This window comes from Micromonospora sp. NPDC000663 (genome assembly GCF_042898105.1).
Taxonomy (GTDB): domain Bacteria; phylum Actinomycetota; class Actinomycetes; order Mycobacteriales; family Micromonosporaceae; genus Micromonospora.
Genome location: NZ_JBIAYR010000001.1, coordinates 1,603,224 through 1,619,049 on the forward strand (window position 1 = coordinate 1,603,224; position 15,826 = coordinate 1,619,049).

10 protein-coding genes and 1 pseudogene are annotated in these 15,826 nt (G+C 72.8%); 4 read left to right on the forward strand and 7 right to left on the reverse strand.

The annotated features are described in order from the left end of the window. The first annotated feature begins 8 nt into the window (after positions 1–8). Positions 9–1,436, forward strand: a complete 1,428-nt coding sequence (locus ACFY1S_RS07615) for an ATP-binding protein (RefSeq protein ID WP_387113807.1) — start codon at positions 9–11, stop codon at positions 1,434–1,436. Between the two features lie 7 nt (positions 1,437–1,443). Here the strand turns inward: ACFY1S_RS07615 and ACFY1S_RS07620 are convergent, their stop codons facing one another. From ACFY1S_RS07620 to ACFY1S_RS07635, 4 genes are all read right to left on the reverse strand, one after another. After that, positions 1,444–2,415, reverse strand: coding sequence for a TAXI family TRAP transporter solute-binding subunit (locus ACFY1S_RS07620; protein ID WP_387113809.1), 972 nt, complete (start codon positions 2,413–2,415; stop codon positions 1,444–1,446). 63 nt (positions 2,416–2,478) lie between these two features. Beyond that, entirely contained in the window at positions 2,479–3,072 is a 594-nt protein-coding gene (locus tag ACFY1S_RS07625) for a hypothetical protein (RefSeq protein ID WP_387114373.1), read from the reverse strand. A gap of 171 nt (positions 3,073–3,243) precedes the next feature. Continuing rightward, the gene (gene yaaA, locus ACFY1S_RS07630) at positions 3,244–4,041 is read right to left on the reverse strand and encodes a peroxide stress protein YaaA (RefSeq protein WP_387113811.1); all 798 of its coding nucleotides are present in this window, start codon (positions 4,039–4,041) and stop codon (positions 3,244–3,246) included. A 52-nt stretch (positions 4,042–4,093) separates the two neighbouring features. Beyond that, complete coding sequence (locus tag ACFY1S_RS07635) at positions 4,094–5,713, reverse strand: ArnT family glycosyltransferase (protein WP_387113813.1); 1,620 nt, start codon at positions 5,711–5,713, stop codon at positions 4,094–4,096. A gap of 124 nt (positions 5,714–5,837) precedes the next feature. Between ACFY1S_RS07635 and ACFY1S_RS07640 the strand changes: the two genes are divergently transcribed. Together ACFY1S_RS07640 and ACFY1S_RS07645 are read left to right on the forward strand one after the other, a co-directional pair. Then, on the forward strand, positions 5,838–6,878 hold the full coding sequence (locus ACFY1S_RS07640) for an App1 family protein (RefSeq protein WP_387113815.1): 1,041 nt from the start codon (positions 5,838–5,840) through the stop codon (positions 6,876–6,878). 65 nt (positions 6,879–6,943) lie between these two features. Continuing rightward, entirely contained in the window at positions 6,944–8,947 is a 2,004-nt protein-coding gene (locus tag ACFY1S_RS07645) for a family 10 glycosylhydrolase (protein WP_387113817.1), read from the forward strand. A 48-nt stretch (positions 8,948–8,995) separates the two neighbouring features. On the opposite strand, the gene glgB is transcribed toward ACFY1S_RS07645, so the two are convergent. From glgB to ACFY1S_RS07660, 3 genes and pseudogenes are all read right to left on the reverse strand, one after another. Continuing rightward, positions 8,996–11,098, reverse strand: coding sequence for a 1,4-alpha-glucan branching protein GlgB (gene glgB / locus ACFY1S_RS07650; protein ID WP_387113819.1), 2,103 nt, complete (start codon positions 11,096–11,098; stop codon positions 8,996–8,998). After that, positions 11,086–13,251 (reverse strand): maltotransferase domain-containing protein, encoded by a 2,166-nt coding sequence (locus ACFY1S_RS07655; protein ID WP_387113821.1) that lies wholly within the window; start codon positions 13,249–13,251, stop codon positions 11,086–11,088. Before ACFY1S_RS07655 ends, glgB begins: the two co-directional genes overlap by 13 nt. A 193-nt stretch (positions 13,252–13,444) precedes the next feature. After that, positions 13,445–14,693, reverse strand: a pseudogene (locus ACFY1S_RS07660) (DUF222 domain-containing protein). Between the two features lie 106 nt (positions 14,694–14,799). Between ACFY1S_RS07660 and ACFY1S_RS07665 the strand changes: the two are divergent. Next, positions 14,800–15,744: an inositol-3-phosphate synthase gene (locus tag ACFY1S_RS07665; protein ID WP_387113823.1), complete on the forward strand. Its 945-nt coding sequence runs from the start codon at positions 14,800–14,802 to the stop codon at positions 15,742–15,744. Positions 15,745–15,826: the final 82 nt, after the last annotated feature.

Genomic DNA, 15,826 nt, shown 5'->3' on the forward strand with positions numbered 1-15,826 from the left:
GAGCCGCCGTGCGTCGCCGACTGGTGATCAGCTACCTGCTGCTGATGGTGCTCGTCCTCATCGCCCTGGAGACCCCGCTGGCCGCCACCCTGGCCAATGGTGAGACCGAACGGGTACGCGCCGACCGGCTGGCCGACGCCACCCGGTTCGCCTCGCTGGCCGGGCCGACGTTGCGCGGCGGCGGCCCGGACCCGATCGAGTCGGAGTTGCGCAGCTACGACGAGTTGTACGCGATAGGCGCGGCAGTCGTCGACCGGGACCGGGGGACCCTTGTCGCCTCGCCTCGGTGGCAGCCGACCGCGACCACCACGGCCCTGGACGTCGCGCTGTCCGGGCAGCAGGCAAGCGCCCCCCAGTCGGTGTGGCCGTGGACGACGGGCCCGGTGGTGGTGGCCGTGCCGGTGAGCGACGGTGGTGAGGTCCTCGGCGCGGTGGTGATCGTGACCCCGGCCGGCCCGATCCGCCGGGCCGTCGCCGCCTGGTGGTTGCTGCTCGCGCTTGCGGGTCTGCTCGCCGTGCTGGCCTGCGTGCTCACCGCGTTCGGGCTGGCCGGGTGGGTGCTGCGGCCGGTCACCGAGTTGGACGCGGTCACCCACGAGATCGCCGAGGGCGACCGTGGCGCCCGGGTGCAGCACCGCCTGGGCCCGCCGGAGCTGCGCCGGCTCGCGGCCAGCTTCAACCACATGGCCGACGTGGTCTCCGACGTGATGGACCGGCAGCGCGCCTTCGTGGCGCACGCCAGTCACCAGCTGCGTAACCCGCTGACGGCGCTGCGGCTGCGGGTGGAGGAGCTGGGCCCCAGCCTCACCGACTTGGACGGCCGCTCCGAGCACCGGTTGGCGCTGGAGGAGACCGACCGGCTGGCGCTTGTGCTCGACGCGTTGCTCACCCTGGCCCGTGCCGAACGCGAGGAGAACGAGCGGGTCACCGTCGACGCGGCGGCGGTGGCGGCGTCCCGGGTGGCCGCGTGGGCGCCGCTGGCGCGGCACCGGTCGGTCACGTTGCGGCTGGCCCCGGGCGACACCCCGGCGTACGCCCGCACCGTGCCGACAGCCGTCGACCAGGCCCTCGACGCGTTGATCGACAACGCGGTGAAGTTCAGCGGTCCCGGCGGGACGGTGACGGTGACCGTGGCTCGCCGTGACCACGGGGTGGCCCTGGAGGTGCGCGACTCCGGGCCGGGCATGACCGAGAGTCAGCTCGGCCAGGCCACCGAGCGGTTCTGGCGGGCGCCGGACGCGCAGAACGTCGACGGCGCCGGGCTCGGCCTGACCATCGTCGCCGTGCTCGTGGACGCGTCCGACGGGCGGCTCACGATGCGCGCGGGGGAGCCGCGGGGGCTGATCGCCGGTCTGTGGTTCCCGGGGCCCCCGGCCGACGCCGACCGGCCGGATGCGGACACCGAAACCGCCAGCGACGCGTGCCCCGTCCCGTAGCGGGTGCTCAGGGTTTGGCCGCGCGGTACCACTGGGCGGCGCCCGGGTGCAGCGACAGCGGTGCGGTGACGATCGCCGAGCGGGGGCTCATCCGTCCGGCCGCCGGATGAGCCGCGCCCAGCTCGGCCCGGCGCTCCATCAGCAGCCTGGTCACCTCCCGGACCACCCGCTCCGGCAGGTTGGCCCGCACGATCAGGTAGTTCGGGTCGGCCACCGTGGTCACCGGGTCCATGCCGTACACCGAGCGGGGAATGTCCCGGGAGACGTAGACCGGCCCGTAGCGGGAGCGCAGCGGCTCGGTCAGCGCGCTCAGGTCGACGATCCGGGTGGCGCTGCGCCAGGCCAGCTCCTCGATGCCGCGCACCGGCAGCCCGCCGGAGAAGAAGAACGCGTCGATCTGCCCGGCCCGCAGGGCCGCCACCGAGTCGTCCAGGCCGAGCCGCTGGCGGCGCACCTGGTCGCCGCCGAGCCGCGCCACCTCCAGCAGCCGCGTCGCGGTGATCTCGGTGCCCGATCCGGGGGCACCGACGGACACCCGCCGGCCCCGCAGGTCGGCGACCGTACGCACGGGCCCGCCACCCGTGGTGACCAGGTGCAGCTGGTCGTCGTACACCCGGGCGACGGCGTCGACGGGCGAGTCCTTCGCCGAGGCTCTGGGCAGCACGTCGGCCTGGGTGAAGCCCAGTTCGGCGTCGCCGGAGCCGACAAGTCGCACGTTCTCCGCCGAGGCGGCGGTGACCACCACGCTCGCCCGCACGTCGGGCATCTCCCGGTTGAGGATGGTCGCCAGGGACTGGCCGAAGGCGTAGTAGACGGCTGTGGGGCTCCCGGTGGCGATCCGGATGCGCAGCGGCTCGTTCGCGGTGTCCCGGCAGCCGGCGGCGGTCAGGGTCACGGCCAGCAGCAGCGTCAACAGGGCCGCCAGGTCCGCGCGGCGGTGGCCGGGCCGACTGGACGAGGTACGCCTCACGCGCTGCACTGTGCGCTGTCGGCAGCGCGGGCGCAAGCCCGTTCGCGCCGCCGGCGCGTCAACGGCGTCGACTCAGCAGACCTGACGGCGTGCCGGCTCCAGGGTCGCGCTGCGTAGGATCCGCTCCCGGTCGGGGCCGTCGGCGACGCTGACCAGGAAACAGCCGGTACCCGGGCGGAGCCGGGCCGGCACGTCGAGTACGGCGGCGGCGCGGATCAGCACCGCGGCCAGCTCCCGGTCGGTGATCCGGACGCCGAGGATGTGCCGGCGGACGTGCCGTCCACCGGCCAGCAGCGCCGACCGCCAGGCCGCCGCCGCCAGACGGGACACCCACAGCCGCCGGGCCGGCGACGCGCCGGGCGCCGGCCCGCCGAGCAGTTCCCGACGCCCCTGCCGCCAGCCGGCGTCCAACAACCGGGTGTACGCGCCGTGGTGCTCGCGCGGCACCCAGAGCCTGTGCAGTTCGTAGCGGCGGCGCAGACCACCGACGGCGGTCTCGTGGGTCACCGGGATGTCCAGCCGGCCGAGCAGTTGGCGCATCCGCTGCGCGGCGTCCTCCCGGTTGAACTCCACGCCTGGCGCGTACGGGGTGCCCGGCCGGGCGGCTGTCGGCGGCGGCGTGCACCGCAGCAGGCAGGCGGCCTCGAACGCGTCGCCGAGGGTCATCCAGTCCAGCGGGGGCGGCGTCGCGGGTGCGCGCAGTGCGTCGAGCAGGGCAGGTTCCGAGGTCAACGAAGGCTCCCTTGTCGGAGTCTGGGTTCCCCTACCGTGGCCCCTGTGACGCCGTTGCGGAATGCCTCGCGCCCAGCCTTGAGGAAATCTTGCGGGTATCCGACGTCAGAGGTCGGTGACGACCAGATCCACCTGTCGTACCCGGCCGGGCGCGGTGGTCTGCTCCTCGACCGTGTGCTTCAGCTCGCGAAGCGTGCCGACGAGCTGCGCGGCGGTACGCGGGCGGGCGCCGGCGAGCAGCAGGTCGCGGACCAGCCGGCCCTTGGTGGCCTTGTTGAAGTGGCTCACCACCGAGCGGACCGGCGCCCCGTCGACCTCCCGCTCGTGCAGCACCCGCACGGTGACCGTCCGCTCGGCCAGCTCCCCGCGCGGCGTCCAGGTGGCCGCGTACGCGCCGGAGCGCAGGTCCAGCACCGGGCCGCGACCGGCCGCGCCGTCCAGTGCCGCCGCCAGCTCCCCGCGCCAGTACGCGGACAGCGCCCCCACGCCGGGCAGGCGTGCGCCGATCGGGCAGCGGTACGGCGGGATCCGGTCGGCCAGGCGTACCGCCCCCCACAGCCCCGAGCTGATCAGGATCGACCGGCGGGCCGCCCGCTGTGCCGGGGCCGGCAACGAGGCCAGCCCCAGCGCCTCGTACAGGACCCCGGTGTAGAGCCGCTCGGCGGGCGCGGTGGCCGCCACGCGCAGCCGGGCGTTGCGGCGCAGCTCGTCGCGTTGGCCCTCGCTGAGCCCGAGCGCGACCCGAGCCGCCTCCTCGTCCGTCCCGGCGCAGAGCGTCACCAGCGCGTCGAGCACCCGTTCCCGGGCGGGGTTCAACTCCGGCAGCGAGACCCGGTCGGGGCTGAACCGTCGTCCGGTGCCGGCGTCGGCCTTGCCCTCCGAGGGCGGCAGCAGGATGAGCATGGGACTCCTCGACGGTGCGACGGCGGCGGCCCGGCCAGCGTACGACCCGCCGTTACCGCCAGGGCCGCACCGGTGTGTCGGGGTGGTACACGCGATAGCCGCCGACCTCACGTACCGGTGTGGCGTCGTTCCGGTCGGCGAGCAGCCGGCGCAGCCGCCGGTCCATCGGCGAGTCGATCTCCACGACGTAGCCGGGTCGTTCGGCGCGGCCGACCTGCCGCCAGTACGCCAGGTAGCGGTTCTGCCCGGGGGACAGGTCGCCGTCGAGCACCCCGCAGATCACCGTCTCGTCGGTGTTGAAGATCAGCCGGTTGCAGGTCCAGTAGTCCCCGTACACCTCGTGCGGTCCGTCGGCGCGCAGCGCGGCGGCCAGCTCCCGGGCGGCGCGCTCCTCGGTCCGCGACGCGGCGGTCCCGGTCGTCACGAACAGCACGGTGGTCACCAGCGTGGTGGCGGTCAGCGCGACCAGCACGGCGGTGGCCAGCACGCCGGCGAGCCGCCCGAGCACGCTCGCCGTGCCCCGCCAGCAGGTCACCGCCACCACCCACAGCGGCCACAGCACCGCCGGCAGCGACAGTTGCAGCACCGACAGGTAGCGGGCGTTGTCCAGCGGGCTGGTCGCGGCGAGTGGGCTGCGCACGTACGACAGCAGGGTCAACGCGGCGCCCGCGACAAGCGCGAGCTGCACGACAGGCGCGACCCGCTGCCCGCGCGGCGTCGCGGCCGCCCGACGGTACGCGAGCACGGCGAGCGCCGCGCCGGCCACCAGCAGCAGCGGGTAGATCATGCCGAACCACTGCTGCCAGCGCCCGCAGCCGTCCACCGGGCAGAGCCCGTGCGCCAGCGGCACCCCCTCCAGCAGGCCGCCGGAGATCCGCTCGGACCACGGCGGTTGCGGTCCCGCCTTGGTGCTGACCTCCCGGAACACCGTCAGCGAGTCCTCGCCGGGGCCGGCACGTAGGTTGTCGAGGATCATCGGTGCGATCCCGACCACGACGCCGGCCACCAGCAGCAGGCCGGACCAGCCGAGAATCTCCCGCCGCAGCGCCCACACCAGGGCCAGCCCGGCCACCGCGAGGTACGGCAGGATCAGCCAGTCCGACCAGGCGGCCAAGCCGACGAGCAGCCCGAACAACGCCACGGCGAGCCGCCGGCGGCGCACGGTGCCGGCCGCCAGCCCCACGGTGATCAGCAGCATCAGCAGCACCGCGGGCTTCACCTCGGGCCGTCCGCCGACGACTGTGAGCTGGTCGCGCACCACCCGTTCGCCCCCGAGCGCGAGCAGACCGACGACGAACGTGGCGAACCAGGGCGTGCAGATCCGGCGGGTCAACCTGTGGATCAGATACAGGAACACCGCGTACAGCGCGAGCATCGGCAGCCGCAGCACCGGCCAGCTCGGCCCGGCAAGCGCCACGAGGGGCGCCGCCAGGTACGACTCCAGCATTCCCATGTAGTGCTGGCCGTACAGGAAGACAGGCCGTTCCCGGCCCTGCCCGATGTGCAGCGCCGCGAGGCCGAAGGTGGCCTCGTCGCTGTTCGACACCGGCACTGTGTACAGCGTCAGGACCAGCCGGTAGACGACGCCGACGAGCCCGAGCAGCAGCGCCACGAGCGCCGGCCGGTCGGGTCGTGGGCGCCACCGCCCACGGTGCTGTTCTGGATGCGACACGACCAACGCCCCCGTCGTCGTCCCGACCGGAGTGTTTCACGGCCGACGGGCGGGCCGGGGAGCTTCCGCGCAGTCGGGGTCCGCTCACGTGGCCGTGGGTGTGATCGTGTGGCAGGGTTGTCGCGTGCCACCCACTCCCGCCGGCCAGCTGGCCGTTCCTAGCCTGCACCGCGCAGCGCGGATCGAGGACGCCGTTCACCAGCTCGTGGAGCGCCGCCTGCGCCGCACCGGCTGGCGGGTCAACATCATCGCGTACACCGGCTACGGCTCCCCGGGTTGGGTGCGGGTGATGTGCCGGGTGCTGCTGGGCCGTCCGGACACCCGGCAGCGGGGCCGTCTGGACAAGGTGCGCGGCTGGCGCAGCTTCACCACCCTTCCGGCGAAGCACGTCACGGTGACCATCGAGGCCGGTGGCGTGCGGCACGAGGCGCAGGCCGACCGCAGCGGCTTCGTCGACACGCTCGTCGAGGCCGACCTGCCGCCCGGGTGGGGCACGGTCCGGCTCAGCGTCCCGGACGCCGATCCGGTCGACGCGCCGGTACGCATCCTCGACCCCAACGTCACATTCGGCATCCTCTCCGACATCGACGACACGGTGATGGTGACCGCGCTGCCCCGGCCGCTGCTCGCCGCCTGGAACACGTTCGTGCTCGACGAGCACGCCCGCAACGCCGTGCCCGGCATGGCGGTGCTGTACGAGCGGCTGGTCACCGCGCACCCCGGCTCGCCTGTCTTCTACCTCTCCACAGGCGCGTGGAACGTCGCGCCGACGCTCACCCGGTTCCTGTCCCGGCACCTCTACCCGGCCGGGCCGCTGCTGCTCACCGACTGGGGGCCGACCGCCGACCGCTGGTTCCGCAGCGGCCGGGAGCACAAGCGGGTCACCCTGGCCCGGCTGGCCAGGGAGTTCCCCCACGTGCGGTGGCTGCTGGTCGGCGACGACGGCCAGCACGACCAGGAGATCTACCGGGAGTTCGCCGCCGCCCACCCGGAGAACGTCGCGGGTGTGGCCATCCGCCGGCTCTCCCCGACGCAGTCGGTGCTGGCCGGTAGCCTGCCCGCCCCGGCCGGCCGGGCGTCGTCGGGGCCGGTGGGGCAGAAGTGGCTGTCCGCGCCGGACGGCGCCGGCCTGTGGCAGCTGCTGCGCGACGCCGACCTGGTCTGAGCCTCCGCCGCCGCCGGCTCTGAAGGTTACTTGCACAACACTCGGGCAACGTTGAAAATCCCTTCATGTCCAGAGACTGTTATCGATATTTTCCGGGACTGGCGCTGGTAGCGGCGCTGATGCTCGGCGCAGCAGCCCCCGCCTCCTCCCCGCCGGACACCGTGCCGGTGGCCGCCCAGGCGGCCTGCGTGACCGACCCGGCCACCCCGAAACGGCAGTTCCGGGGCATGTGGATCGCCAGCGTGGCCAACATCGACTGGCCCAGCCGCACCGGGCTCACCGCCGCCGCCCAGCAGGCCGAGTACCGGGGTTGGCTCGACCTGGCCAAGCAGCGTCGGATGAACGCCGTCGTCGTGCAGATCCGCCCCGCCGCCGACGCGTTCTGGCCGTCGACGTACGAGCCGTGGTCGCAGTGGCTCACCGGAACCCAGGGCGGCAACCCCGGCTACGACCCGCTGGCCTTCATGGTGGCCGAGGCGCACGCCCGCGACCTGGAATTCCACGCCTGGTTCAACCCGTACCGGGTCGCCACCCACACCGATCTCACCAGGCTGGCCGCCAGCCATCCGGCCCGCACCAACCCGGGCTGGGCCGTCGCCTACAACGGCCAGCTCTACTACAACCCGGGCATCCCCGCCGTCCGGGCCTTCGTGCAGAACGCGATGATGGACGCCGTCAACCGCTACGACATCGACGCGGTGCACTGGGACGACTACTTCTACCCGTACCCGGGTAGCGGTGGTGGCTTTCCCGACCAGGCCACGTACGCCCAGTACGGCGCCGGCTTCACCACCATCGCCGACTGGCGGCGCGACAACGTCAACCTGTTGGTGCAGGAGATGAGTGCCAGGATCCGTGCGGCGAAGCCGTGGGTGAAGCTCGGCGTGAGCCCGTTCGGCATCTGGCGCAACGCCGGCACCGACCCGCTCGGCTCGCGCACCACGGGCCTCCAGTCGTACGACGCCATCTACGCCGACACCCGACGCTGGGTGAAGCAGGGCTGGATCGACTACATCGCTCCGCAGATCTACTGGCAGATCGGCCACCCCGCGGCCGACTACGCGGAGCTGGTCCGCTGGTGGTCGGAGACCGTTGCCGGCACCAACGTGCAGCTGCTCGTCGGTCAGGCCACCTACCGCGCCGGTGCGTCCGGGCAGGACGCCGCGTGGCAGGACCCGGCGGAGCTGACCGACCACCTCACGCTCAACCGCACCTACCCCCGGATCCTCGGCGACATCCACTTCAGCGCCAAGGACGTCCGCGCCGACCGCATCGGTGCCGTGTCGCGGGTGGCGACCGACCACTACCGCAGGCCCGCGCTCGCGCCGGCCGGCGTCGGCGGCGCGGCGCCCGCCGCGCCGAACCTCACCTCGGCGGTACGCGGCACCGGCGGTGTGACAGTGACCTGGCGCGGCGGCACCGGAAGCACTGCCTCGTACGCCGTGTACCGACTGCCCGGCGACGGCGCCGTCGACCCCTGCGACCTGGCCGACGCCCGCAACCTGCTCGGCACGGTACGCGCGTCCGGCAGCACCGGGACGTTCACCGACACCACCGCCGCGACGGGCTCGACCTACCGGTACCTGGTGACCGCCCAGGACCGGCTGCACCACGAGAGCCCGGCCAGCAACGCGCGGGTCGTCGCCGGCACCGGCGGCACGTTCAGCGTGATCGTGGACAACACCACCGCCGGTGGCTTCACCGCCGCCGCCACCTGGGGCACGTCGTCGTACCTCACCACGCGGTACGGCACGAACTACCGGTTCGCCGAGCCGCAGGCGGTCAGCGACCCGGCCTGGTTCACGGCGACGCTGCCCGCCGCCGGCTCGTACCGGGTCGAGGTGTGGTACCCGGCGGACCCCGGCTACAACAGCGCCACGCCGTACCTGGTGGCAACGGTGAACGGGACCGTGACGGCCTCCGTCGACCAGCGCAGCGGCGGCGGTCAGTGGCGGGTGCTGGGCACCTACGACCTCGCCGCGGGGACGCGCCAGGTCGTCGGGGTCAGCCGCTGGACCAGCACGCAGGGGTACGTCGTCGCCGACGCCGTCCGGATCACCAGGCTCTGAGCCGGACCCGTCCGGGGTGCGCCTCGGCGCCCCCGGACGGGCGGACGGTCATCCCCTGCGCAGCCAGACCCCGCCGAGTGGGGGGACCTGAAGGGCGGCGGAGGCGACCATCCCGTGCCACGGGACGTCCTCGGCGCGTACCTCGCCCATGTTGCCCACCCCGGAGCCGCCGTAGTGGTGGGCGTCGGTGTTGAGGACCTCGGCCCACGTCCCGCCGGCCGGCAGGCCGATCCGGTAGTCGTGCAGCGGCTGGGCGGAGAAGTTCGCCACGCACACCAGGGTCGAGCCGTCGGGGGCGATCCGGACGAACGACACGGTGTTGTTGGCGACGTCGTCGCCGGCGATCCAGCGGAACCCGGCGGGCTCGGTGTCCTGTGCCCAGAGCGCCGGGGTGTCCCGGTAGACCCGGTTCAGGTCGCCGACGAGCCGTTGCACGCCGGCGCGGGCCGGGTCGTGCAGCAGGTACCAGTCGAGGCCGCGTTCCTCGCTCCACTCGCGGTCGTCGGCCAGTTCGGAGCCCATGAAGAGCAGTTGCTTGCCGGGGTGCGCCCACATGTACGCGAGCAGCGCCCGGACGTTCGCGAGTCGCTGCCAGGTGTCGCCGGGCATCTTGCCGGCCAGGGAGCCCTTGCCGTGCACGACCTCGTCGTGGCTGATCGGCAGCACGTAGTTCTCGCTCCAGGCGTACGCCAGGGAGAACGTGAGCTGATGGTGGTGGTGCTGGCGGTAGATCGGGTCCTTCGAGGTGTAGAGCAGGGTGTCGTGCATCCAGCCCATGTTCCACTTGAAGCCGAAGCCCAGCCCGCCGTCGGCGGTGGGGCGGGTGACGCCCGGCCAGGCGGTGGACTCCTCGGCGATCATCACCACGCCGGCGTGGTGCTTGTAGACCGTCGCGTTCACCTCCTGCATGAGCGCGATGGCCTCCAGGTTCTCCCGGCCGCCGTACTGGTTGGGAGCCCACTGCCCGTGCTCGCGGGAGTAGTCGAGGTAGAGCATCGAGGCGACCGCGTCGACACGTAGCCCGTCGACGTGGAACTGGTCGCACCAGTAGAGCGCGTTGGCGACCAGGAAGTTGCGGACCTCGTTGCGGCCGAAGTCGAAGACGTACGTGCCCCAGTCGGGGTGCTCGCCGCGGCGCGGGTCGGGGTGCTCGTAGAGCGGGGTGCCGTCGAAGCGTCCGAGAGCCCACTCGTCCTTGGGAAAGTGCGCGGGCACCCAGTCGAGGATCACCCCGATGCCCGCGGCGTGCAGCCGGTCGACCAGGTAGCGGAAGTCGTCCGGGTCGCCGAACCGGGACGTCGGCGCGTAGTAGCCGGTCACCTGGTAGCCCCAGGAACCGCCGAACGGGTGCTCCATCACGGGCAGGAACTCCACGTGCGTGAAGCCCAGCTCGGTGACGTACGCGGTGAGCTGGTCGGCCAGCTCGCGGTAGCTCAGCCCGGGTCGCCACGAACCGAGGTGCACCTCGTAGACGCTCATCGGTTCCTGGTGCGGCTGCCGCCCGGCCCGCCGGGCCAGCCAGTCCTCGTCGTTCCAGCGGTACGTCGAGTGGTGCACCACCGACGCGGTGGCCGGCGGCACCTCCGCGTACGCGGCCAGGGGGTCGGCCTTGTCCCGCCACTGCCCGTCGGCGCCGAGCACCCGGTACTTGTACCGGGCGCCGACGCGGGCGTTGGGCACGAACAGCTCCCACACGCCGCTGGAGCCGAGCGAGCGCATCGGCCAGCCGTCGTCCGGCCCCCAGCCGGTGAAGTCCCCGACCACCCCCACCCCGCCGGCGTTCGGCGCCCACACGCTGAACGCCACACCCTCGTCGAAGACCCGCGCGCCCAACGCGTCCCACAGCCGCTCGTGCCGGCCCTCGCCGATCAGGTGCAGGTCCAGCTCGCCGAGGGTCGGCGGGTAACGGTACGGGTCGTCGTGCGCGTTGCCGTCGACCTCCACCCGGTAGTCGAGCACGGTGCCCTCGACCTGGGTCTCGAAGACGCCCACGTCGTGCACCCGCTTCATCGGGTGCCGCTCGTCGCCGACGAGCAGCACCACGTCGCCGGCGCCCCGGCGCATCGTGCGGATCGTCGTGGACCCGTCGGCGGGGTGCGCGCCGAGCACGGCGTGCGGGTCGTGTGTCGCGCCGGAGATCAGCTGGTCCATCGGTCGTCCTTCGGTGCGGCATCGGTCGGTGCCGGGGCGGGCCTGCGGGCGGTCGACCCGCGCGGAGGGGTCGGAACGGGGCCCGACCGGCGGGGCGGAGTGGGCACCGGGGTCGTCGGTGCGGTGCCGCCGGAGAGGTCATCCGGCACGTCGGCGACGGTGAGGTCCGCCGGCTCGGCGCCCGCCGGCTGCGGCACCGTCGGCGGGGCCGGACGGCGCACGGTCAGCACGTGCGCCGGTTGCAGGTACGGGTCGAGCCGTACCGCGTTGCGTTGACCCCAGTCGTAGCTGGTGCCGGTCAGCTCGTCGTACACGGTGAAGCGTTCGTGCCAGTCGAAGCCCAGCGCCGGCATGTCGAGTGTCGTGTTGCCCCACTGCACCTCGCGCGAGTCGAACGAGCAGACCACGATTACCGTGTTGCCGGTCTGCGGGTCGTGCTTGGACCAGCACAGCAGCGCCGGGTTGTCGATCTCGTGGAACCGCAGGTTGCGGAGCTGGTGCAACGCCGGGTTGTCGCGGCGTACCCGGTTGAGGGTGGTCAGGAACGGCGCCAGCGAGCGGCCCTGCGCCTCGGCGGCGGCCCAGTCCCGGGGGCGCAGCTCGTACTTCTCGTTGTCCAGGTACTCCTCGGCACCCGGCCGGGCCACGTGCTCGAACAGCTCGTAGCCCGCGTACAGGCCCCAGGAGGGGGAGAGCAGCGCGGCGAGCACCGCCCGGATCTTGAACATCGGCGGGCCGCCGTGCTGCAACGACTCGTGCAGGATGTCTGGCGTGTTCGGCCAGAAGTTCGGCCGCATGTGATCGGCCGACGCGACCAGCTCCTCGCAGTACTCCCGCATCTGCGCGGCCGTCGTGCGCCAGGTGAAATAGGTGTACGACTGCGTGAAGCCGATCTTGCCCAGCCCGTGCATGATCGCGGGCCTGGTGAACGCCTCGGCCAGGAACAGCACGTCCGGGTCGACGGTCTTCACCTCGGCGATCAGCCAGTGCCAGAAGTCGAACGGCTTGGTGTGCGGGTTGTCCACCCGGAAGATCCGGATGCCCTCGCCGACCCAGTGCAGCACCACCCGCAGCACCTCTGCCCGGATGCCCTCGGGGTCGTTGTCGAAGTTGACCGGGTAGATGTCCTGGTACTTCTTCGGCGGATTCTCCGCGTACGCGATGCTGCCGTCGGCCCGGGTGGTGAACCACTCCGGGTGCTCGGTGACCCACGGGTGGTCCGGCGCGCACTGCAACGCCAGGTCCATGGCCACCTCCAGGCCCTGCGCCGCCGCCGCCTCGATGAAGGCCCGGAAGTCCGCGGGCGTACCCAGGTCGGGGTGGATCGTGTCGTGGCCGCCCTCGGCGGCGCCGATCGCCCACGGCGAGCCCACGTCGTCCGGTCCGGCGGTGAGCGCGTTGTTGCGGCCCTTGCGGTTGACCCGGCCGATCGGGTGAATCGGCGGCAGGTAGAGCACGTCGAAGCCCATCGCGGCCACACCCGGCAGCCGCCGCGTGGCGGTCGCGAAGGTGCCGGACCGACCGCCCGCCGCTCCTTCGGAGCGCGGGAAGAACTCGTACCAGGCGGAGAAGAGCGCCCGCTTGCGGTCGACCCAGATCGAGTACGTGTCACCGGCGGTCACCAGCTCCCGCACCGGGTGTTGCCAGAGCAGGTCGGCAAGGGCCAGCGCCGGACCGACGCGCTGCGGCAGGGTCAGGTCGGTGTCCGCGAGCGCGGTGAGGGCGTCGGCGACCCGGGGCCTGTCGGTCGCCGGAACGAGGTCCCGGGCGGCGGCGAGCACACGGGTGCCCTCGGCCAGGTCGTTGGCCAGCTCGGCCGGCCCCTGCCCGGCGGCGATCTTCTTGGTCACCGCGTTCTGCCAGGTCAGGTACGGGTCCTGGAACGCCTCGACGGCGAAGGTCCACTCGCCGACCGCGTCCGGCGCGATGGTGGCGTGCCAGCGGTCCTGGCCGGGCTCGCCGGGACGCATCCGGGTGAACGGCCGGGTCTCGCCGTCTGGGCCGCTCCACACCACGTTGCAGCCCAGCGCGTCGTGCCCCTCCCGGTAGGCGCGCGCCGACACCGGAACCGGTTCGTCGACCACCGCCTTGGCCGGGTATCGCCCGCAGGAGACGACGGGGGAGACGTCTTCGATCGGGAACCGTCCAGTCACCCCGCCAACCTACTGCGCGAGATCCGTTCGCGCGCGGTCAAGCACCCCACCCGAGGTGCACGACCGGCGCCTGCGGTGCGAAAGCTGGTCGCCGTCGTGTGTCGTCCGCCGAAGCGCCCGCCGGCCGGGCCCAGCTCGTCGCCACCCTCGGCCACGCCTGAGAAGCGCCGCAACGGCGGTGGGGTTTCCGGGCCTATCTGCGTCGGTGGTAGTGGTTGCGACGGGGGGACCTGTTCGGGATCGAGCCAGGCCGGTGGGATGAACTCGGGGTGGCCGTCGCCGCCGAGGCGGACGGCCCAGTCGCCGCGGTGGAGGTGTCGGTGGTGGTGCCCGCAGAGCAGCACGGCGTTGTCGAGGCTGGTGTCGCCGCCGTCGGCCCAGTGCCGGATGTGGTGACCGTCGCACCAGCGGGGCGGGCGGTCGCAGCCGGGGAACGCACATCCGCCGTCGCGCAACACCAGGGCCCGTCGCAACGGACCGCTGATGAGGCGTCGTTGTCGACCGACGTCGAGTGCCTGCCCGATGCCCCCGAGGACGGCGGGGAGGATGGCGGCGTCGCAGGCGAGCCGACGCACGGCCTCGGGGGTGAGCTGTAAGCCGGTGTCGAGGGCTCCCGCGCCCAACTGCCGCGCCAACCCGTCGTAGGTGGTGGTGACGACGAGCTGGGCGGGGTCGCCGCCGGTTTCGGGCAGCTCACCGGTCCGAAGGGCGAGCCGGCAGATGTCGGCCAGGGCGTCGTGGCGGCGCTGCGCCGGGGTGCGGGTGTCGTCGGGGCCGGTGGGCGTGGTGAGCGGGTCGATGGCGGCGCGCAACGCGGCGGCGGCCTCGGTGTCGAGGATGCCGGCGAGGCGTAGCCGGCCGTCGGTCTGCTCGCTGATGGTGATGTGCCGGTCCCGGGCGGCCCGCGACTCCTGCGCCCGTAGCGCCGCCTCGTCGGCGGCGGCGACGTCCGGGGCGACGTGGTCGAGGATCCGGGTGCCGAGCCTGCGCAGCAGGGCGGCGTCGAACTGCGCCGCCCAGTCGACGAGGAGACCGACTGCCTTGTCGGCGGCCTCCGCGCCGGCGGCGCTGTGCACGGTCTCAACCGTGTCGGCGATGACCCGGACCTGTTCCACGGTGACCGACCCTCCGGCCAGCGCGTCGCGCACCCCGGCCGGGGCGGCGTCGAGCGTGGCGGCCAGCTCGACCAGGCGCCGGGCGGCGCCGACCCCGAGTCGCAGCCGGTCCCGCAGCCACACCGCCGTCGAGGACGCGCCCTGCGTGGAGGCGGTGCCCCGACCGTCCAGCTCGCGTACGAGGCTCAGCTTGACCGCTGCCAGGCGCTGCTCCAGCCGATGCGCCGCGTCCAGCGCCGCCACGATGTCGCGCTCATCGGCGGCCCAGATGGCCGTGTCGAAGCATGCCGCCACCGCGGCCTCAGCCTGCTCCAACGCATCGAACACGACCAAAGATTAGGACAGGTGTACGACATTTTTCGGCACCGAAAGTGGTCGGGTCGCAGCGGATCAGGGCACCACCGTAGGTCGGAGAGTGACGTAGCCTCCGGCCATGATCGAACGGGTGAAGGTAGCTGTCGTCGGCGTCGGCAACAACACCTCCGCGCTGGTGCAGGGGATCGCTCTGCACCGCCACAGCGGGAGTCTGGTGGGTGTCCGCAGGCCGATCGTCGACGGGCTCGCGGTGGGTGACATCGAGTTCGTCGCGGCCTTCGCTACCTCCCCGGAGAAGGTCGGCAGGGACCTGACCGAGGCGATCTTCCTACCGCCCAACAATTTCCCCCGGCTCGACTGCGACCTGCCCGAGGCAGGTGTCCCCGTCACCGAAGGGCTTGTCGACGCGAGCGGGGTGGACCGGGTGGCGGCGGCGCTGGCCGGGGCGGAGGTGCTGCTCTACTCGGCTCCGAGTGGCCGGCCCCAGACGGCGCGGGCGTACGCCGAAGCCGCGCACCAGGCAGGCCTGGCCTTCGTCAACACCACCTCCGACCCGGTGGCCCGGGATCCGCAGTGGATGGGCAGGTTCGAGGCGGCCGGTCTGCCGTTGATCGGCGATGACCTGGCCAGCCAGTTCGGCACCTCGGTGCTGCACAACGCGCTGTTGCTGCTGCTGCGGGAACGGGGCCTCACTCTGGTCAGCTCCTACCAGGTCAATCTGGGTGGCACCGAAGACTTCCGCAACCTGGTCGAGAACCCCAACACCAAGAAGCAGTCCAAACTCAATGCCCTGTCGGCGGCTGACCGCGTCGAGGTGGCTCCGCTGGGCTACCTGCCGCATCTCGCGTCGCAGAAGGTGGCGCACCTCAACCTTGAGGCGCAGGGCTGGGGTGAAACCTCGGTGAGCCTCGACGTGAAACTGAAGGTGCATGATCCGAGTGGTGCCGCAGGGGTGAACATCGACCTGATCCGCATCGCCGCCAGCGCGCTACGCGATGGGCGTGGTGGTCATGTCGCCGAGGCGACGTCACTGCTCAAGTCCCCGCCGGGAACGGCGATCTGAGCCGGACCGAGCGGGTGATGCCCGCGCAGCCCGCGGCAGCCTCTGCGCCGGCCTCGTGCTGGCCGCGCTCGGCGTCTGGCTC

Bases quoted from the DNA above. Each gene is read 5' to 3' on its own strand.
- ACFY1S_RS07665 (WP_387113823.1), top strand. From the start codon at position 14,800: ATGATCGAACGGGTGAAGGTAGCTGTCGTCGGCGTCGGCAACAACACC.
- ACFY1S_RS07625 (WP_387114373.1), bottom strand. From the start codon at position 3,072: ATGACCCTCGGCGACGCGTTCGAGGCCGCCTGCCTGCTGCGGTGCACG.
- ACFY1S_RS07645 (WP_387113817.1), top strand. From the start codon at position 6,944: ATGTCCAGAGACTGTTATCGATATTTTCCGGGACTGGCGCTGGTAGCG.
- yaaA (WP_387113811.1), bottom strand. From the start codon at position 4,041: ATGCTCATCCTGCTGCCGCCCTCGGAGGGCAAGGCCGACGCCGGCACC.
- glgB (WP_387113819.1), bottom strand. From the start codon at position 11,098: ATGGACCAGCTGATCTCCGGCGCGACACACGACCCGCACGCCGTGCTC.